An 18855-nucleotide genomic window follows, 5' to 3' on the forward strand; every position below is an offset into this window, starting at 1 on the left:
CAGGACTCACAACGGTTTCGAGGTATCGGCCAGCGCGTCCGGGTCGACCGGTTCGCCCGCCAGGATAAGCTCCTTGATCCGATCGGTGACGTCCCAGACGTTCACGTTCATGCCGGCCAGGATCCGGTTGTCCGCGTCCAGCCAGAACGCGACGAACTCGCGTTTCGCCACATCGCCGCGGGTGACCACGCGTGCGTAGTCGCCGGGCGCCGCGTAGCCGGTGTACTCCATGCCCAGGTCGTACTGGTCGGTGAAGAAGTAGGGCAGCCGGTCGTAACTGGCGTCCTTGCCGAGCATGGTCGCGGCCGCGACGGCGGGCTGGTTGAGCGCGTTCGCCCAGTGCTCCACCCGAATTCGGCGGCTGAGCAGCGGATGCTGCTGTTCGGCGATGTCGCCCACGGCGACGATGTCCGGGTTGCTGGTGGCCAGGTGCTCGTCGACGAGCACGCCGCCGTCCACGTCGAGCCCGGCCTCGGCGGCCAGTTCGATGTTCGGCTTCGCACCGACCGCGACCAGCACCGCCTCGGACTCGATGACGCTGCCGTCGTCCAGCTTCACCCCGGTGGCCAGCCTGGTCCCGATGCCTTCCTTCGTGGTGATCTCGGTGACCTTGGCGCCGAAACGCAGCTCGACCCCGTTGGCCCGGTGCAGCTCGGCGAACACCTCGCCCATCTCCGGTCCGAGGGAGGCCAGCAGCGGACCTTCGGCGGTCTCCACGATGGTCACCGCGAGCCCGGCGGCGCGGGCCGCGGACGCGACCTCGAGGCCGATCCAGCCGGCCCCGATGATCACCAGGGACCGGGTCGCGCCGGCGAAGAACTCGATCAGGGTGTCGGAGTCCTCGATGGAGCGCAGGGTGTACACGTTGGGGGCGTCCGCGCCGGGGATCGACAGCGTGCGCGGCGTCGAGCCGGTGGCGAGGGCCAGCTTGTCGTAGGCGACCGTCGAACCGTCCGGCAGCGAGACGGTCTGCGCGGCGGTATCGAGGCGCTCGACGGTCGTGCCGACCCGGACCTCGACGTTGTGGTCGCGGTACCACTGGCGCGGATGCGTGGTGAACTCGGCGAGTTGTTTCTTGCCGGCCAGATGTTCCTTGGACAGCGGCGGCCGCTCGTAGGGCAGCTGTTCCTCCGCGCCGATCAGCGTCACCGAGCCGTCGAAGTCGTTGGCGCGCAACGCTTCCGCCAGTTTCGCCGCGGCCAGCCCGCCGCCGACGATGACAAAACGATCATCCGAACCCATGCGGACTCCTTGTCGAGAGGGAACGTGGACTCCTGCGGACCAACCCTACTGGGGCCGGTCGCGGCCGCAGTCGAAAACGCGACGACCGGGTGGGAACGAATCGGCGCCGGCTGTGGTTGGTTCCGTATAACGGCGGAGCTGAGCGCCGCCAGTCGAGCATGCGATTCGAGAGGACCTGTCGTGAGTGAGAAGAGCTCCACGAAAGATGTTGCGGACTTCTGGTTCGACCCGCTGTGCCCCTGGTGCTGGATCACGTCGCGCTGGATTCTCGAGGTCGAGCAGGTACGCGACATCGAGGCGCGCTTCCATGTGATGAGCCTGTCGGTGCTGAACGAGAACAAGGAAGGCCTGCCCGAGCAGTACCAGGAGCTGCTGTCCAGCGGCTGGGGCCCGGTTCGGGTCGCCATCGCGGCCGCGCAGGAGCACGGCGACAAGGTGCTGCTGCCGCTCTACACCGCGATGGGCACCCGCATCCACAACCGCCGCGAGGAGTACCAGCGGGACTCGCGCGTCGAGTCCCTCGCCGCGGTGATCGCCGATTCGCTGGCCGAGGTCGGCCTGCCGGCCGAGCTGGCGAAGGCGGCCGAGAGCACCGACTACGACGAGGCGCTGCGCAAGAGCCATCACGAGGGCATGGACAAGGTCGGCCCGGACGTCGGCACGCCCACCATCCACATCAACGGCACCGCGTTCTTCGGCCCGGTGCTGTCCCGGATCCCGCGCGGCGAGCAGGCCGGGAAGCTGTGGGACGCCGCGGTGACGCTCGCGGACTACCCGCACTTCTTCGAGCTCAAGCGCACCCGTACCGAGGATCCCGAGTTCGACTGAGACCGGGCGAGTGCCGCGGGTTCGCCCGCGGCACTCGGACCGTGCCGGCTAGGAAACGGGTTTCGGCGGTAGCGCCGGCGTCTGATAGGTGCTCGGATAGCCGCCCGGCGGCGGGATCGCGCCCGCGGGCGGGCTCGGCCGCAACCACAGCTTGCCGTGCCTGCTGCGATCACGCAGCGCCCACATCCGCCAGGTCAGCACGGGGTGCGAGGACATGGCGTTGACCACCCAGACGAAGAAGCCCTTCTCGGTCGCCGCCCGGTCGGCCATCTCGTCGACGCCGACCAGCGTGTTCAGGTACTTGCCCGCGGCCAGCGTGCCCATCGCCGCGGGCGCGCCGGTGTGCCGATTGCAGAAGCCGTGGTTGTCCGCGGTGTACTCCTGCGCGCGGATCAGCGAGTTGCCGATGAGCGGCAGGAACGGGACCAGGAACATGCCCACCTGCCGCCAATACGACGTGTGGCCCGCCGCGATGTGACCGACCTCGTGGCCGATGATGAACGCCAGCGCGTCGGGTTCCCGTGCGGCGCCGCCGATCTCGAACAGGTCGCTGTACACCGCGACGAACCGGCGGAACCCGTGCCCGCTGGCGAACGCGTTGATCTGGCCGTTGCCGAGCACCACATACGCGTCCGGCACCTTCGTCATGCCGAACCGCGCGGCCGCCTCGACCACCAGCCGATGCCCCTCCGGGAACTGGGTCGGCGACATCTTGACCCCGTTGACCCGCTGGGTCGAATACAGCATGCCGCGACCGAACCAGATCAGCACCGGCGCGAACACCAGCAGCAGCACGTATTGGTCGAAGCTGCCGGTAGCCAGCAACGTCACCGCGATCGCGTACGCGAGCACGGTCAGCGTGACGACCACGATGAGCATCGGGATCTCCCAGCTGTGCCGGGCGGGCATGCCGAACGGGGACAGCCCGCGGGGCTGCTGCTGGGGCGGCACGGTCGGCGGGACCGGCGCGCCAGGATAGGGGCCGTATGGCGGCGGGACGGGGTAGGGCGGCGGCGAGCCGTAGGGCGCGTCCTGCGCCTGCGCCCACCCGGCCGAGGCATACGGGTCGACGTGCGGGCCCGTCTGATGGGGCTGGGGTTCGTGCGGCTGCATGAAATGAACTCTATTCAGTTGCTCGGGACAGAGGCGGTTACTCGGTCGTGGCCGGCGGAGCGCTGTGGCTCAGGACACGCACGCGGTATCTCTCGATTCGCGGTGGCGGGCCTCAGTGTTAATCGGGCGGCGAACCCCTTCGTAACGGCCCGGAAACGGGCCTGACAGAATGCGTGCCATGCGCGTATACCTCGGTGCCGATCATGCCGGTTTCGAACTCAAGAATCACGTGAAGGACCATCTGGAAAAGGCGGGCCACGAGGTGGTCGACTGCGGCGCGCTGGAGTACGACGCGCTCGACGACTACCCGGCCTTCTGCATCGAGGCGGCCCGCCGCACCGTCGCCGACCCGGGCAGCCTCGGGCTGGTCTTCGGCGGCAGCGGCAACGGCGAGCAGATCGCCGCGAACAAGGTGCCCGGCGCCCGCTGCGCGCTGACCTGGAGCGTGGAGACCGCCCAGCTGGCGCGTCAGCACAACAACGCACAGCTGGCCGGCATCGGCGGCCGCATGCACTCCACCGAGGAGGCGCTGGCCATCGTCGACGCGTTCGTCACCACCGAGTGGTCGGGCGAGGAGCGCCACCAGCGGCGCATCGACATCCTGGCCGAGTACGAGAAGTCCGGTGAGGCCCCGGCGGTTCCCGCGTACTGAGCGGTAACCGACTGTGCCCGAAGGTCATACGCTGCACCGGCTGGCGAGGCTGCACCACAGGCGCCTCGCGGGCAGTGTGGTGCGCGTGTCCAGCCCGCAGGGCAAGTTCGCGGCTGGCGCGGCCCGGGTCGACGGGCAGCTGCTGACCCGCGCCGAGGCGTGGGGCAAACACCTGTTGCACCACTATGATTCGGGCCTGATCGTGCACGTGCACCTCGGCCTGTACGGCAAGTTCACCGAATCCGAGCTGCCGATGGGGGAGCCGGTCGGGCAGGTGCGGATGCGCATGTTCGGCGTCAAGGACGGGCAGGCCGGGTTCGGCACCGACCTGCGCGGGCCGACCGCGTGCGAAGTCCTGCTCGCCCCAGAGGTTTCCGCGCTCACCGATCGGCTCGGCCCGGATCCGCTGCGCCGCGGCGCCGACCCGGATCGGGCCTGGCAGCGAATGCATCGCTCGCGCAGGCCGATCGGCGCGCTGCTGATGGACCAGGCGGTGCTCGCCGGGGTGGGCAACGTCTACCGGGCGGAACTGCTGTTCCGGCACCACATTTCGCCGCACCGGCCGGGCACCGCGGTGTCCGCCGCGGAGTGGGCCGCGATGTGGGTCGATCTGGTCGCGTTGATGAAGGTCGGGGTGCGGGTCGGCAAGATGGTCGTGGTTCGGCCCGAGGACGACCACGGCGAGCCGTCCTACGCACCAGACCGGCCGCGCACCTACGTCTACCGCCGCCAGGGCGCTCCCTGCCGCGTGTGCGGCACACCGATCGCGCACGCGGTCATGGAGGCCCGGAACCTCTTCTGGTGCCCTACCTGTCAGGCGGTCTAGCTTCGCCGGCTCCTCAACCCGCCACGGCCTCGTCGATGGCCGGCTCGTCCGCCAGCGCGAACCGCCGCCCGCCCGCCGTCTTCGCCGAGTACATCGCGCGGTCGGCCCGGCGCAGCAGATCGCTGAAGTCGCACGGACTTCCGGGCGGACAGAACGCCGTACCGACACTCGCCGAGACCGGCACCGGACCCGCCGTCGACCACACCGGGTCGCGCAGCGCGGACACGATCTTGCTGGCCAGATCGCCGAGCGTGTTGTGCGGCGGATTGACCGCGAGCACGAATTCGTCACCGCCGTAACGGCAGATCACGGTTTCCGGCGCGCACACCTCGCGCAGCCGATTGGCCAGCTCGACCAGGACCTCGTCGCCGATCGCGTGCCCGTAGCCGTCGTTGATCTGCTTGAACCGATCGAGGTCGATCAGCAGCAGCCCGACGCCGCGGTTCGGGTCGGTGGACATCAGCCGCACCCGGTCCTGCAGCAGGGTGCGGTTGGCCAGATCGGTGAGCGCGTCGTGGGTCGCCTCGTGCCGGAGCCGATGCTGCAACGCCGCGATCTCCTGCACGCGCAGCGAGACCTTCGCCGAAAGGTTCTGTTCCTGCTGGGCCAGCGCGCGTTCCTGCAGCGCCTGGGCGTAGCTGTCGATGGCCTGGCTGGCGATGAACGGCCAGCGGGTGGCGACCAGCGAACCCGGGGCGCCGGACGGGAAGCCGAGCAGCCACCTGGAGGCCTGCGCGAGCATCCGGATCCGGTCGAACGGCGCCTCCGACAACCGGGCGCCGAGCATCCGGGCCTGCGGCACCGGGAACGGCTCGGACCTGGCGAGCGTGAGCAGCTGCTCGACGATCTCGATAAGCACGGGTTCCAGCTGTTGCGGCGCCGCGCCGGAACCCGGCTCGGCGCACACCGCACGGGCCCAGGCGCGGGCCATCGCGGCGACAGGGGGCTCGATATCGATCGACATCGAACTCACCCTGCGCAGGTGGCGTCGGTACCCAGAGGCCCTGTGCTGACACAGGTGCCGACGTCACCCCGATCGTTCGCACTGCTACGCGGTTGTGTCCACCTCGCTCGGCGCACGCTCACCGCCCCCTTTCCAGATACCCCCGTCCGGCAAAAAGGATCCTAGCAAGCCACCCGGCATCAAAAAACGCTGTTTTGCAACGTGTTCTCGATACCTCGCGAATGGCGATCGGATATGAGATCGCAGAAGTCGCGGCGGCGTTACACCCGGATTTCGTTCGCTGAGAAGTCGCGCCGAGACGCGCTGGCGACACGCTGTAGCGCCGCGCCATGCGGGTCCCCTCGGCCGCTCGCCAGACCCCGGCGCGATGTGGCCGAGCGGGCGGCCGGATGGGCCGTCCGCCAGGTCGCGGCGCCGAAGTAGCGGTGCGAGTAGCCGAAGGTCTGCGGGTCTTCTGCCCAGTGGGGGTGTGGAGCCGGATTTTCCTGCCCACAGCACACCCGGCGGTCGGTGGCACGGCGCAATTTCCTGCTAGTGCTATTTCGGCGAGTCGTGATGTCCCCATGGGTGGCATCCTCTCCGCGACCGGTCGGGCGTGACTGGTGGCCACCCCGTGGGCCACGGCTCCCCCCGACAGGAGTCGTCACGCGTCCCATATGCTCCCCGCTTCCAATCCGACACGCCCGAGTTTCAAGGAAGAGATGCCTCTTAATTTCATTAAGTTCTGCACCGCGCGCCCCGCCCTGACCGGGGCGAGTGGCGTGCGAGACTCACGATAGGGCGTCGCGCCGGCTACCCGGACACACACCTGCGCTATCTCGCTGCGCGGGGGGCTGATTGGCATTTGCGAAGCAGGGTTCGGTACAGTCGGGACGCACGCGACATCGTGGCGATCCCATCGGTGTCGTTTGCCTGCCGGTGTAGTTCAATGGTAGAACCTCAGCCTTCCAAGCTGATGGTGCGGGTTCGATTCCCGTCACCGGCTCCACACGGAATTCAGCCTCGGCGGCGGCCGATACCCGCCGCGAGGGACGACGGGGTGTAGCGCAGCTTGGTAGCGCATCCGCTTTGGGAGCGGAGGGTCGCAGGTTCAAATCCTGTCACCCCGACAACTATTCGAGCCGATCGACGCGGGTCAGATGCGTTGGTCGGCTCGCGGCGTTCCGGCCGTTCGATCGGCAGCGGGCCGATCTGACCGTTGCAGGCCGATGCCTGTGTCATGCAGGTCGGATCCCTTGTGATCGTCACCACACTTTCGCGCTGTCACGGTCTCTGCCCGGCCGGTGTCTTCGAGATGTCGGTTCGAAGCTGGAGCGGAGGTGGGTGTGCGGGCACACGTCGTGGTGGTGGGCGCGGGGTACGCGGGCGTGATGGCCGCGAATCGGCTTGCCGCCGTTGGGCAGTCGGACGTGCGCGTGACGGTGGTCAATCCGCGGGCGGAGTTCGTGGAACGCATCCGGCTGCACGAGCACGCGGCCGGCGGGACGAACGCGGTGCAGCGGCGAAGGGGGCTGCTGCACCGCGACGTCCGGCTGCGGGTAGCGGCGGTCGACGAGATCGGGGCCCGGTCGGTGCGGCTCGATGACGGTGCCGCGCTCGGATTCGACTATCTGGTGTACGCGGTGGGCAGTGCGGCCGCCACCGGCGTGCCCGGGGTCGAATACGCGTACCGCGTCGCCGACCTCGCCGGTGCCGAGGCGTTGCGCCTGCGGTTGCCGCGGCTGCCGGCGGGCGCACGCGTCGTGGTGATCGGCGGCGGTCTGACCGGAATCGAAACGTCCGCCGAAATCGCCTACCGGTACCCGTCTTTGACGGTCGAGCTGGTTTCGCGGTCGGTCGCCGGATGGCTGCCCGAGTCGAGCCGGGCGACGATCGAAGGCAAGCTCGTGCAGGCCGGTGTCCAGTTGCTGACCGGACTGCGGGTGAGCGGAGTCCGATCCGATGGAGTGGTGACCGACGCCGACCTGCTGCCCAGTGACTGCACGGTCTGGGCCGGTTCGTTCGGCGTGCCCGACCTGGCGTTGCGCAGTGGTCTACCTGTGTCGGCCGACGGTCGCTTGCGCACCGGCGATACGTTGGTGTGTGTTGATCATGGACGGATCGTCGGCGTCGGGGACGCCGTCATGCCACCTGGACATGTGGGGGAGCACGTGAGAATGAGCTGTCAGGCCGCGATACCCATGGGCGCGCACGGCGCCGACACGGTGCTCGCACTGATCCGCGGCGAAGAACCGGAACCGCTGTCGCTCGGCCTGGCCGGTCAGGCGATCAGCCTCGGACGGCGCGACGGGTTCATCCAAGCCACACACCGCGACGACAGCGCCCGCGGGTTCACGCTGTCCGGGCGGGTGGCGGCGGTGGCCAAGGAACAGGTCTGCCGCTGGACCCTCACCTCGATGCGTTTCCCGCGCGCCTACCGGTGGCGGCCCGGACCGGCTGTGCCCGAGCCGATCCCGGCCGCGATCCGATGAACGGCGAACTCCCCGAAACGGATACCTTCGATCAGTTCCGCCCGCTGCTGTTCACCATCGCCTACGAGATCCTCGGCAGCGCGGCCGACGCCGAAGACGTGTTGCAGGACAGCTTTCTTCGCTGGCTCGACACCGACCAGGACACGGTCGAACACCCCCGCGCCTACCTCGTGCAGATCGTTACCCGCCAGGCGCTCAACCATCTACGCACCGTGCGCCGCCGCCGCGAGGAGTACGTCGGCAACTGGCTGCCCGAGCCGATCCGTACCGAGCACGACGCCAGTCACGATGTGCTGCTGGCCGAATCGGTGTCGATGGCCATGCTGCTCGTGCTGGAAACCCTCGGCCCGACCGAGCGCGCGGTGTTCCTGCTCTCGGAAGTGTTCGGCCACAGCCTCGTCGAGATCGCCGAGATGATCGGCAAGACCGACGCCACCGTGCGCCAGATCGCGCACCGCGCCCGCGAACACGTGCGGGCCCGCCGTAAACGCTTCCAGCCCGACGCCGAGACCAACCAGGCGATCATCACCCGCTTCCTGCTCGCGGCGCGCACCGGCGAGGTGCAGACGCTGATGGACGTGCTCGCGCCCGACGTCGTGCAGATCTCCGACGGCGGTGGTCGGGTCGTCGTCGCCGGTCGCCCGATCGTCGGGGCCGAGCCGGTCGCCAAGTTCCTGATCGGGCTGGCCCGCAACAGCATGGCGGACATGGCCGTCGAGTTCGGCAGCTTCAACGCGCTGCCCGCGCTGCTGCTGCGGTCCGGCGCCGACGGGCAACTCGACACCATCCTGATGATCGAGATCGACGGTGACCGCATCACCGGCCTGTACGCCGTCCGCAACCCCGACAAGCTGCGCTCCGCCGACGTGCTGCGCCCGCTCGACCGCGTGATACCCGATGGCCCGGGGTGACGGAGGCCACAGCCGCCCGCCTGTCACGCTCCCGGGCCGAGCGGTGTCTCAGTAGGGACCGGAGCAAATCCGACGTGAAGGAGTCTCGTCATGAAGGCCATCATCGTGTGCACCTCGGTGTCCCATGGCAATACGAAGCGGATCGCCGACCTCATGGGTCAGGTCCTGGCGGCCCGGGTGGTCACGCCCGACCAGATCGATGCGGCCGAACTCGCCGGCTACGACCTCGTCGGCTTCGGTTCGGGAATCTTCCTCGGCTCCTTTCACGCTCAGCTTCGCGAGTTCGTCGACGCTCTGCCGGAGGAACCGCGGCGCACGGCATTCCTCTTCGCCACCAGCGGTTTTCCCGAGGCGCGCTTCCAGCGCTTCTCCCGTCCGATGGCAAAGCTGCTGGCGCAGAAGGGTTTCGAGGTGGCAGGCACCTTCTCCTGCCGGGCCTTCGACACCTACGCCCCCCTCAAACTCGTCGGCGGCATCCGCAAGAACCGCCCCGACGGCGCCGATCTCGCGGCTGCCCGTGCCTTCGCCGAACGCCTGCGCGCGCGGGTCGCGGCCTGAATCGACTCAGGCGGTGAGCGATTCGTAGGCGGCCAGCAGGATGCTGAGGGACCGGTCGTAGCCCGAGTCCCACAGCACCTGATTCATCGTGTACGACACCGTCATTCGATGATCCAGGTCCACGAGCACCAGCGAGCCGCCCCACCCGCCCCACGAGCAGCTGCGCCCCTCCAGCCGGTATCCCATACCCCAGCGGATCGGGCTCCCCAGCACCCGGTCGATGCCCCGGAACTGCTCGTCGAGCACCCGCTCGCAACCCGCTCGCGACAGCAGCCGGACGCCACCCACGGTGCCGCCGCAGGCCAGCACGGACTGCACCAAGCCGACCGAGCGAGCGTTGCCGTGGCCATTGATCGCCGGTATCTCGGCCCGCCGCCACGCCGGCGTATTGGCATCGGAGACCCCGACCACGAATCCCGCCGGCTTGTCGCCCTCCGGCGCCGCGATCAATTCCGCCACCCGCCAGTCATGTTCGGCCGCGAGCCCGATATGAAAGTCCGCGCCCAGCGGCCCCGCCACCTCCTCGGCGAAGAATCGGCCGACGCTGCGTCCGGTCACCCGCGCGATGACTTCGCCGAGCAGGTAGCCGAACGTGATCGAGTGGTATCCGGCGGAAGCGCCGGGCTCCCAGCGCGGCGCCTGAGCGGCCAGCCGAGCCGTGGCCACCGGCCACGCGTACAGGTCTTGGACGGTGACCGGGTCGTCCCAATCCGGCAGCCCCGCCGTATGTCCGAGGAGGTGCCTGACCAGCACGCCGTGTTTCCCCGCCGCCGCGAACTCGGGCCAGTACTCCGCAACCGGCGCATCCAGATCGAGCGCCCCGCGATCCGCCGCGATCAACGCGCACAACGCCACCATCGTCTTGGAGGTGGACCAGACATTCACAATCGTGTCCCGCCCCCACGGCACACTCCGCCCCGCATCGGCATACCCGCCCCAGATGTCGACCACGGCTTCGCCATCGATGAACACCGCCGCCGCAGCGCCGACGTCGTCGCCGTCCAGTGACTCCGCCAACGCGTGCGCCACCGCCTCGAACCGGCCGGCGCACCGGCCGTGGATCTCCGCCATCGCCGTAACCTAGCCCCGCCCGAATCCCCGGAGCCACTCATTTTCCGGCAGCGCACGGCCATCGGAAGCTTCGGGCTTCGGGCAACGACCGGGTCCGGAAGGCGGCGACCTATTCGGCGTCGATCTGGGATTCGGACAGGTAGCTGTCGACGGCCTTGCCGTGCTCGTCCTCCAGCGTCACCCGGTACCAGGGGTGATCCCGGATGGATGGGTTGAGGCTGAGGTCGTTGTCGGCGTGAGCCGGGGAGTATTCGCGATCGACGGCGACGACGACGCCGTGATGACCCATTGAAACGTGGCGGATTCGATCGCCTACCGAGAACTTGGCTTCCGTCATGATTCACGCACCTTTCCGATACAGGTCACTGTATCTGGCTTGCGTGCAACAACATTGATGAACCAAGCGGGGACCGGCCGGACTGGCGGTGGCTGCCGTTGTGCTGGTCGGCCGGGTATCGGGTCGGCAACCATTCATTCCGGGTTACCCCCTATCGTACTTAGCAAACCGGTCGGTTTCTTCGGTGGGAGCGGTTTGTGCCGTCGAAGCGCGGGCACCCTCGGGACGGCGGATGCTATACAGTACAATCGTACTAAGTACGCTCGTACTGTTTACGAGAAGGGTTTCGTATGTGGGATCCGAAGAAGTATCTCGACTTCGCCGACCACCGGGCACGCCCGTTCTTCGAGCTGGTCGCCCGGATCGACGCCGAAAAACCGCGCCGCGTAGTCGATTTGGGCTGTGGCCCGGGTAACCTCACCGGCGTGCTCGCCGAGCGATGGCCGGACGCGCGGCTGGACGCCCTCGACTCCTCGCCGGAGATGGTGCGGGAGGCGCGGGAGCGGGGGATCGACGCCCGCGTGCTCGACGTGCACGACTGGGAGCCGGACGCCGAGACCGATGTCGTCGTCAGTAACGCTGTCCTGCAATGGGTTCCGAACCATTTGACGCTGCTCGCGGAGTGGGTGAGCGCGCTGCCGACCGGCGCCTGGTTCGCCATGCAGGTGCCGGGCAACTTCGACGCGCCCTCGCACCGGGAGATCCGCGCGCTCGCCACCGAGGCGCGCTGGCGGGGCGAGCTCGGCGAGATCGCGTTGCGCAGCGCCGACGCGGTCTCCGGGCCTGCCGACTACGCGACGGTCCTCGCGGTCGGCGACACCGCGGTCGACGTGTGGGAAACCACTTACCTGCAACGTCTTTCGGGTCCGGATCCGGTATTGGAGTGGGTGACCGGCACTGCCCTGCGCCCGATCCGCGCGGCACTGGACGACGAGGACTGGCGCGAATTCCGCACCGAACTCGCACCCCGCCTTCGCGTGGCCTACCCCGCCCGCCCCGACGGCACCACCTGGTTCCCGTTCCGCCGAATCTTCGCGGTGGCGCACAAACCCTCGGCCTGATCGGCAGGTCGCCAGTCGGTCGATCGGACCGGCGGTGACCCGCTCGTGCGGCGCTCGTTCGCGGTCGGCATCGTGCTGATCTTCCGGTTGCCGTCCGGGGTCAGGGCGCGGTGAGAAAGCTGTCGACGACGCGCCAGGCCCGCGGGATGGCGCGTTCGTCGTCGAGGCGCAGCGCCGTGTTGGTCACCAAGAGCACGGCGTCGATCTGGAAGACCGCCAGTTCCGCGTCCACCTCGGCGATCTCACCCGCGGCCACCGCGTGCCGCAGCTCACCCTCCAGGATGCGCATCCACGCCTGCCGGTCGCGGAACAGCGCATCGCGCACCGGTCCCGGCCTGCTGTCCTGTTCCGGCATGTTCGCGACCCAGAAGCAGCCGCCGGCGAACAGCGGGTTCTGCACATAGGCCAGCCAGTTCCGCACCAGCGCCCGGAACCGGGCGACGCCGTGCGGCACGGGCCGGGCCGGTTCGACCACGGTCTCGACGAACATGTCGCGGGCGAAGTCGATGGCGGCCAGTTGCAGCGCCTCCTTGGTCTTGAACAGCGTCTGGATGCCCGCTTTGCTCAGCCCGGAGTCGGTCGCGAGCCGGCCGAAACTCAGCCCCTCCAGCCCGTCCAGCGAGGCGATGTCCACCGCGTGCCGCAGCACCGTCTGCCGCGTCTTCGCCCCGCGGAGCAGGCGCTTGTCGGTGATCTCGGCGGGCTCGCGGTGGGCGAGGGCCGCGGTATCGGGGCCACTTTCCATACGGTCGATCGTACTCACGCTGGCGAAAAACGGACACCGGCCCGCCGGGAGTGTGTTTGGATCGGCCCATGTCCTACGAGCCCGACCCGCGCGTCGACGCCTACATCGAGGCCTTGCCCGCCTGGCAGCAAGCGATCTGCCGGGAGGTGCGCGAGCTGGTGCACGCCGCCGATCCCGAGGTGGTCGAGACCATCAAGCGCACAGTGCGGCCGTACTTCGTGCTCGACGGCAATATCTGCGCGTTGCTCGCGGCGAAGACGCACGTCAACGTCTTCCTCTACGACGGCGCGATCGTGCCGGACCCCGACGGCATCATCACCGCGGGGCACGCCAACAAGACCGCGCGCACCGTCGCCGTCCGCGAGGGCGAAAAGGTTCCTGCCGCACCGCTGCTCGCGATGTTCGAGCAGATCATCGCGAACAATCGGGCGGGCGGCTGGCGCAAACTGAAGGGCGACAGCTGACGGTCAACCGACCGCGACGTCGAGACTGTCCGGCAGCTCGCCGGTGTCGTCCAGCCCGCGCGCGGCCCGCTGCGCGAGCATGGCGAGCACCGGCAGCCGCGCGTCACCCAGCGACATCGCGTGATTGCCCAGGTGATTGGTGACGAACGCGACCGACAGGCCGAGCCCGGGCATGGCGATGCCGCCCGACCCGCCGATCCCGAAGTGCCCCAACGCCTGCCGGGTGAGCTTGGTGCCGACGATGCCGCGGTGGTACCCGAGCGCGAAATGCGGTGCGGCGCCGAGGACGTAGTCGAACCGCCCGTTCGGCGGCATCTGCGCGATCAGCCGGGTGGTCTCCGGGCGCAGCAGCCGCCGGCGGCCGATCGCGCCGTCGTTGGCGATCGCGCCGTACATCTTGGCCAGCGCGCGCGCCGTGAAAACCCCGTTCCAGCCGGGCATCATCGTGTCGTAGGGCTGTTCGCCGAGGGTCATGTCCGCCCAGCCGTCGTACACCGCGCCGCGCGCCGAGTGCACCGCGCGCAGCGAGGCGAACGGGGCGATCATCCGGTCGAACGGCACCCGCGCGATGCCGAGCCGCGGCGACAGCCTGGCCAGCCGATGCCGCTCGCGCTGCGGGACGCCGAAATAGAAGTCGTTGTCGCCCAGCGGCTTCGCCAACTCGGCGCGCACCAATTCGGTGAACGTGCGCCCGGTCGCCCGCTGCGCGATCTCCGCGACGATGGTGCCGAAGGTGAGCCCGTGATACCCGGACGCCCGCAGCCGCAGCGGGTCCGGCGCGGAGGCAGCGATGGCGGCGGCCATGGCGTCGTGGTCGAGCAGGTCCGCCGGGTCCTCGACCAGTCCGCGGGTGCGCTGCAATCCGGCCCGATGGCTCAGCACGTCGCGAACGGTGATGGCTTCCTTGCCGTTCGCCGCGAACTCGGGCCAGTAGGTCGCCACCGGAGCGTCGTAATCGAGCACGCCGCGTTCGGCCAGCCGGTGGATGACCGTGGCCGCGACACCCTTACCGGTCGAGTAGGACAGCGCCATCGTGTCGGCATGCCAGCGCCGTTCGGTGTCCGCCCAGCCTGCCCAGATGTCCAGCACGGGCGCGCCGTGCAGGTAGACCGCGAGGGCGCCGCCGCCTTGCCGCCTGCGCCGGAACAGGGAGAAGAACTTCCCGGCCACGACGGTGAAGCGGTCGTCGATGAGCATGTGCCCGTTGCCGGGCGTGCTGTCCGAACTCCCGAACGGCATGGTCAGACTCCTTCGTCCCGTGCGTCAGCCGAACCGTTGCGGTAACACTTGCAAGCGGCTTGCTAACACCCCACGGTAACGTGTGTCAGTCGCCGCCCGCAATGGGTCTGAGACAGTTGCCCGGCGCGGGCGCGGCGGGTCACAGACGTGGGTCGACGGGCTCCGACTCGAGCGCGAGCACCGCGAAGACGGCCTCGTGCACCCGCCACAGGGGTTCCCCCGCGGCGAGCCGATCCAGGGCCTCGAGGCCGAGGGCGTACTCGCGCAGGGCCATCGAGCGCTTGCGGCCGAGGCCGCGCGAACGGAGGCGATCGAGGTTGTGCTCGCGCAGGTATTCCGGACCGTAGATGATCCGGAGGTATTCGGGCCCACGGCATTTCACCCCGGGCTGAACCAGCCTGCCCGCGTCCGTCGCGTTGTCGGACTTCTTCGGCCCGCGCGCCAGCGCTTGCCGGGGCTTGACCACCATGCCTTCGCCGCCCGACGCGGTGAGCTCGGTCCACCAGTCCGTGGCCGCCGTGACGCTGTCGGGATCGGTCAGATCGACGAACATCCGGCCCGTCGAGGTGAACAGCTCGGTGTCGGCGGCGACCAGGCGATCGATCAGCGTGAGGTGCCAATCATGCTCGCGTACCGCATAATTCGTCCCCTCGGCGGCGAGGATCTGGAACGGCGCGAGCCGAAGCCCGGACATGCCCTCGACCGGCCAGCAGTATCGGCCGTACGCCTCGGTGAACGCCGCCGCGTCGTCCTTGCGCGCTCCGGTGCGGCTCGCCAGATCGGCGACATCCAGTCCGCGCCCCGCCACCGCGGCCAACACGTCGGCGGTCGCACCGAGCGCCGACCGGGCGGCGGCGCCGACGGCGGCGTACTGGTTGCGCAGCAAGCCGATCGCCTTCGCCGACCACGGCATCAACTCGGCGTCCAGCAGCAGCCATTCGCTGCGCAGCTCGTCGAACAGCCCCGCGGTCTCGGCAGCCGCGCGCACCCGGGTGAGCAACGCCTCGGTGTGCGCCGGGTCGTCGAAGAACGGACGGCCGGTGCGCGTGTAGATCACCCCGGCGCCGCCGTCGTCGACGCCGAACCGGTCCCGCGCGGCCTGCGCGGACCTGGCGACCAGGACCACGGCCCGCGACCCCATGTGCTTCTCCTCGCACACCAGCCGGTCGACGCCTTCGGCGCGGTAGTAGGCGAACGCCTCCGCCGGATGCTCCAGGTAGCCCGCCTGCTCCGAGGTCGCGCACGGCGCCATCGTCGGCGGCAGGTACACCAGCCAGCGCGGATCGATGGCGAACCGGCTCATCACCTCCAGTGCGGCGCAGGCATTTTCCTCCTGCACGCCGACGCGGCCGTGATACCGGGTCTGCACCACCCGCCGGCCGACCACGTCGTCCAGGTCGAGCACGCCGGGATCGCGGTGCACCACGCCCGCGGGCGTGCTGATCGTCACGGCCTCCAGCGGACGCACCGGCTCGTACCACACCGCTTCGGCCGCAACCGAAACCGGCTCCCGCTCGGGATAGCGCAGCGCCGACAGCCTGCCGCCGAACACCACACCGGTGTCCAGGCACAGCGTGTTGTTCACCCACTGCAGATCGAGCACCGGCGTGTGCCCGTACAGCACGGTCGCCCGTCCGCGGTAGTCGTTCGCCCACGGATAACGCACCGGCAGACCGTATTCGTCTGTCTCCCCGGTGGTTTCGCCGTACATCGCGAACGACCGCACCCGCCCCGACGCGCGCCCGTGGAACTCTTCCTTCAGCCCCGCGTGTGCGACGACGAGCTTGCCGCCATCGAGCACATAGTGGCTGACCAGCCCGCGGCAGAAGTCGTGCGCCGCCTTCCGGAACACCTCGTCCTCGGCGTCGAGCTGCGCCAGCGACTCGGCGAGACCGTGCGCCACTCGAACCTGCTTGCCGTCGAGGGCTCGCACGAGCTTGTTCTCGTGATTGCCGGTGACGCACAGGCCGGTTCCCGCCGCGACCATGCCCATCACCAGCCGCAGCACGCCCGGGGTGTCGGGTCCGCGGTCGACGAGGTCGCCGACGAACACCGCCGTCCGGCCCGCCGGATGGCGCGCGCCGATCGCCCGGCCCGCCTCGTCGCGATCGATCGCATACCCGAGTTCGCCCAGCAGCGTTTCCAATTCGCTCCGGCACCCGTGCACGTCGCCGATCACGTCGAACGGCCCGGTCAGCTCCCGCTTGTCGTTCCACGCCTTCTCGTCGACGATGGTCGCCGCTTCCACCTCGGCCACCCCGCGCAGCACGTACACCTTGCGGAAGCCCTCGCGCTCCAGCCCGCGCAGGCTGCGCCGCAACTCGCGCTGCTGCCGGACCACCACGTGCGCGCCGAGCGTCGCCCGGTCCGGCCGTCCCGAATTACGTTCCAGGCATACCGAATCCGGCACATCCAGCACGATCGCCACCGGCAGCACATCGTGCGCGCGGGCCACCGCGATCAGTTCCTGCCGCGCCTTGGCCTGCACGTTGGTCGCGTCGACCACCGTGCGCAGACCGCGCCGCAACCGGACGCCGGCGATGTGGTGCAGCAGCGCGAATGCCTCGGCGGTCGCCGACTGGTCGTTCTCGTCGTCGCTGACCACGCCGCGGCAGGCATCCGACGACACCACGGCCGTGGCTCGAAAGTGCTTGCGCGCGAATGTCGACTTGCCCGATCCGGTGCTGCCGATCAAAACCACCAGGGACAGCTCGGGCACCGAGAGCTCTGCCATCATGCCGCCCCTTCCGTGAATACCGCCATCTGGGTCGGAGCTCCGAGCTCCGGGTCCGGCACGCCGATCGGCACGAACCGCACGCGATAGCCGTGCCGTGCCGCGACTCCGTCGGCCCATGCCGCGAATTCCGCTCTGGTCCACTCGAATCGGTGATCGGCATGCCGGAACGTGTCCGCCGGTAACGTCTCGAAGCGCACGTTGAACTCCGCGTTCGGCGTGGTGACGACCACCGCTCCCGGTGCCGCCGAGGCGAACACCGCGTGCTCCAGTGCCCCGAGACGCGGCAGATCCACGTGCTCGATGACCTCCATCAGCACCGCCGCGTCATAGCCGCGCAACCGGGCATCGGTATAGGTGAGCGCTCCCTGCCGCAGCGTCAGCCGCTGCGCCACCCGTTCGGGCATCCGCTCCAGCCGCAACTTGCGTTCGGCGACACGCAACGCCCGCATCGACACATCCACCCCGACAATCTCGCTGAACGCGTTGTCCGCCAGCAACTCCCGCAACAGCGCACCCTCACCGCAGCCGAGATCGAGCACCCGCCGGGCCCCCACCTCGTGCAGCGCGGAAAGCACCGCCGCCCGCCGAGCCACCGCCAAAGACGTTGCCCCGCTGATGGCTTCGACCGCACCGCGCCGTTCAGTCGCCACCGCGGCCGAGCCGTCGGCGACCGTCGCGTCGCCGACCGGGTTCCCAGTCGTGCCATCGCCACCGGTCGATGCGCCGACTTCGGCGCCGCTCGCGGTGAAGCTGTCGTTCGTGGGCGTAGTGATGCGTTCTGTCACCGTCGTTTTCGGGTCGTCGCCGGTGGTCGCGACCTCGTCGCGCTCGTCCACCTCCACCGCATCCAGCAGCTCCGGCTCCACCTCGTCCAACTCCGCCAATCGAGCCAGCGCCGTGCGTACCAGCGAATGCCGCCGCGCCAGATACCGCCGCGTGATCCACCCACGCTCCGGATGCTCGGCCAACCACCCGCCACCGGCCCGGATCAGCTTGTCCACCTCGTCACCGGCCACCCAGTAGTGCTTGGCCCCGTCCAATACCGGCAGCAGGACGTACAGGTGCGACAGCGCGTCGGCTAGGCGCACGGTCCCGGACAACGTGACCCGCAGGTAGTGCGAATCGCCCCACTCCGGAAACGCCGGGTCCAACGGCAGGGGAGCGGCCGTCACCGCCCAGCCGAGCGGCGCGAACAGCCGCTCGGCCACCTCCGTGCCGCCGCGACACGGCACCGCGGGCAACTCGATGCGCAACGGCAGCGCCGTCCGCACCAGCTCCGGCCGCAGCGTGCAACGCCCGTGCAGCGCCGTGCGGAACACCGCGCCGATCGCCACCGACAGCAGCGACGACGCCGCGTACGGCCGATCGTTGACGTACTGCCCGAGACTGAAATCCGGTGTCCCACGCGAACGTCCACGCACCAGCCGGATCGGATCGATCTCCAGCACCAGCGCCGCGGTGCACCGGGCCGCCGTCGCCTCCGGGTACACCACGTGCGCGGTGCCGTAGGACTGCTCGAACGCCTGCACCCGGTCGGGGTTCTTGTGCAGCAAGAACCCCAGATCGGTCGCCGGCCAGGCCGCGCCGTCCGGTGGTGTGCAGGTGATCGTCAACAGCATGCAGCGATCGTCGCGTA

Annotated in this window: 17 protein-coding genes and 2 tRNA genes; 10 read left to right on the top strand and 9 right to left on the bottom strand. The window is 69.3% G+C overall.

Features of this window, described 5'->3' with window-relative positions; translation table 11 throughout:
- Positions 1 to 6: 6 nt before the first annotated feature.
- Positions 7 to 1242 (bottom strand): NAD(P)/FAD-dependent oxidoreductase, encoded by a 1236-nt coding sequence (locus tag ACFQ9K_RS21555; protein WP_378721602.1) that lies wholly within the window; start codon positions 1240 to 1242, stop codon positions 7 to 9.
- Between the two features lie 180 nt (positions 1243 to 1422).
- On the opposite strand from ACFQ9K_RS21555, the gene ACFQ9K_RS21560 reads away from it, so the two are divergent.
- Positions 1423 to 2070, top strand: coding sequence for a DsbA family protein (locus ACFQ9K_RS21560; protein WP_378721600.1), 648 nt, complete (start codon positions 1423 to 1425; stop codon positions 2068 to 2070).
- 48 nt (positions 2071 to 2118) lie between these two features.
- Here ACFQ9K_RS21560 and ACFQ9K_RS21565 read toward each other — a convergent pair whose 3' ends face one another.
- On the bottom strand, positions 2119 to 3183 hold the full coding sequence (locus tag ACFQ9K_RS21565; protein WP_378721598.1) for a M48 family metallopeptidase: 1065 nt from the start codon (positions 3181 to 3183) through the stop codon (positions 2119 to 2121).
- Positions 3184 to 3361: 178 nt separating this feature from the next.
- Here ACFQ9K_RS21565 and ACFQ9K_RS21570 point away from each other — a divergent pair, with 178 nt between their 5' ends.
- Entirely contained in the window at positions 3362 to 3835 is a 474-nt protein-coding gene (locus ACFQ9K_RS21570) for a ribose-5-phosphate isomerase (protein WP_378721597.1), read from the top strand.
- Positions 3836 to 3848: 13 nt separating this feature from the next.
- Complete coding sequence (locus tag ACFQ9K_RS21575; RefSeq protein ID WP_378721595.1) at positions 3849 to 4661, top strand: Fpg/Nei family DNA glycosylase; 813 nt, start codon at positions 3849 to 3851, stop codon at positions 4659 to 4661.
- Positions 4662 to 4674: 13 nt separating this feature from the next.
- On the opposite strand, the gene ACFQ9K_RS21580 is transcribed toward ACFQ9K_RS21575, so the two are convergent.
- Entirely contained in the window at positions 4675 to 5625 is a 951-nt protein-coding gene (locus ACFQ9K_RS21580; protein WP_378721594.1) for a diguanylate cyclase domain-containing protein, read from the bottom strand.
- A gap of 914 nt (positions 5626 to 6539) precedes the next feature.
- Here ACFQ9K_RS21580 and ACFQ9K_RS21585 point away from each other — a divergent pair.
- The 5 genes from ACFQ9K_RS21585 (at position 6540) to ACFQ9K_RS21605 (ending at position 9565) form a co-directional block, all read left to right on the top strand.
- Positions 6540 to 6613 (top strand) — tRNA-Gly (locus tag ACFQ9K_RS21585).
- A 47-nt stretch (positions 6614 to 6660) separates the two neighbouring features.
- Positions 6661 to 6734: transfer RNA gene (locus ACFQ9K_RS21590), tRNA-Pro, on the top strand.
- A 210-nt stretch (positions 6735 to 6944) separates the two neighbouring features.
- Entirely contained in the window at positions 6945 to 8096 is a 1152-nt protein-coding gene (locus tag ACFQ9K_RS21595) for an NAD(P)/FAD-dependent oxidoreductase (protein ID WP_378721593.1), read from the top strand.
- Positions 8093 to 9007, top strand: coding sequence for an RNA polymerase sigma-70 factor (locus ACFQ9K_RS21600; protein ID WP_378721592.1), 915 nt, complete (start codon positions 8093 to 8095; stop codon positions 9005 to 9007). The genes ACFQ9K_RS21595 and ACFQ9K_RS21600 overlap by 4 nt, the downstream gene beginning before the upstream one ends.
- A 90-nt stretch (positions 9008 to 9097) precedes the next feature.
- A complete protein-coding gene (locus ACFQ9K_RS21605) occupies positions 9098 to 9565 on the top strand; it encodes a flavodoxin family protein (RefSeq protein ID WP_378721591.1) in 468 nt (155 codons plus the stop codon).
- Between the two features lie 6 nt (positions 9566 to 9571).
- Here ACFQ9K_RS21605 and ACFQ9K_RS21610 read toward each other — a convergent pair whose 3' ends face one another.
- Both ACFQ9K_RS21610 and hspQ read right to left on the bottom strand, forming a co-directional pair.
- A complete protein-coding gene (locus ACFQ9K_RS21610) occupies positions 9572 to 10636 on the bottom strand; it encodes a serine hydrolase domain-containing protein (RefSeq protein WP_378721590.1) in 1065 nt (354 codons plus the stop codon).
- Between the two features lie 109 nt (positions 10637 to 10745).
- Complete coding sequence (gene hspQ, locus ACFQ9K_RS21615) at positions 10746 to 10973, bottom strand: heat shock protein HspQ (protein WP_378721589.1); 228 nt, start codon at positions 10971 to 10973, stop codon at positions 10746 to 10748.
- Positions 10974 to 11263: 290 nt separating this feature from the next.
- On the opposite strand from hspQ, the gene ACFQ9K_RS21620 reads away from it, so the two are divergent.
- The gene (locus ACFQ9K_RS21620) at positions 11264 to 12034 is read left to right on the top strand and encodes a trans-aconitate 2-methyltransferase (protein ID WP_378721588.1); all 771 of its coding nucleotides are present in this window, start codon (positions 11264 to 11266) and stop codon (positions 12032 to 12034) included.
- A 100-nt stretch (positions 12035 to 12134) separates the two neighbouring features.
- Here ACFQ9K_RS21620 and ACFQ9K_RS21625 read toward each other — a convergent pair whose 3' ends face one another.
- Positions 12135 to 12779, bottom strand: a complete 645-nt coding sequence (locus tag ACFQ9K_RS21625; RefSeq protein ID WP_378721587.1) for a TetR/AcrR family transcriptional regulator — start codon at positions 12777 to 12779, stop codon at positions 12135 to 12137.
- 68 nt (positions 12780 to 12847) lie between these two features.
- Between ACFQ9K_RS21625 and ACFQ9K_RS21630 the strand changes: the two genes are divergently transcribed.
- On the top strand, positions 12848 to 13243 hold the full coding sequence (locus ACFQ9K_RS21630; protein WP_378721586.1) for a DUF1801 domain-containing protein: 396 nt from the start codon (positions 12848 to 12850) through the stop codon (positions 13241 to 13243).
- A gap of 3 nt (positions 13244 to 13246) precedes the next feature.
- On the opposite strand, the gene ACFQ9K_RS21635 is transcribed toward ACFQ9K_RS21630, so the two are convergent.
- The 3 genes from ACFQ9K_RS21635 to ACFQ9K_RS21645 all read right to left on the bottom strand — a co-directional run bounded on the left by ACFQ9K_RS21635 (position 13247) and on the right by ACFQ9K_RS21645 (position 18838).
- Positions 13247 to 14482, bottom strand: a complete 1236-nt coding sequence (locus ACFQ9K_RS21635) for a serine hydrolase domain-containing protein (RefSeq protein WP_378721585.1) — start codon at positions 14480 to 14482, stop codon at positions 13247 to 13249.
- 139 nt (positions 14483 to 14621) lie between these two features.
- The gene (locus ACFQ9K_RS21640) at positions 14622 to 17216 is read right to left on the bottom strand and encodes a polynucleotide kinase-phosphatase (protein WP_378721609.1); all 2595 of its coding nucleotides are present in this window, start codon (positions 17214 to 17216) and stop codon (positions 14622 to 14624) included.
- Complete coding sequence (locus tag ACFQ9K_RS21645; RefSeq protein WP_378721584.1) at positions 17216 to 18838, bottom strand: 3' terminal RNA ribose 2'-O-methyltransferase Hen1; 1623 nt, start codon at positions 18836 to 18838, stop codon at positions 17216 to 17218. Before ACFQ9K_RS21645 ends, ACFQ9K_RS21640 begins: the two co-directional genes overlap by 1 nt.
- Positions 18839 to 18855 lie beyond the last annotated feature (17 nt).

The sequence above is a fragment of the Nocardia sp. NPDC056564 genome (genome assembly GCF_042793755.1).
In the GTDB taxonomy this organism is placed as follows: Bacteria; Actinomycetota; Actinomycetes; order Mycobacteriales; family Mycobacteriaceae; genus Nocardia.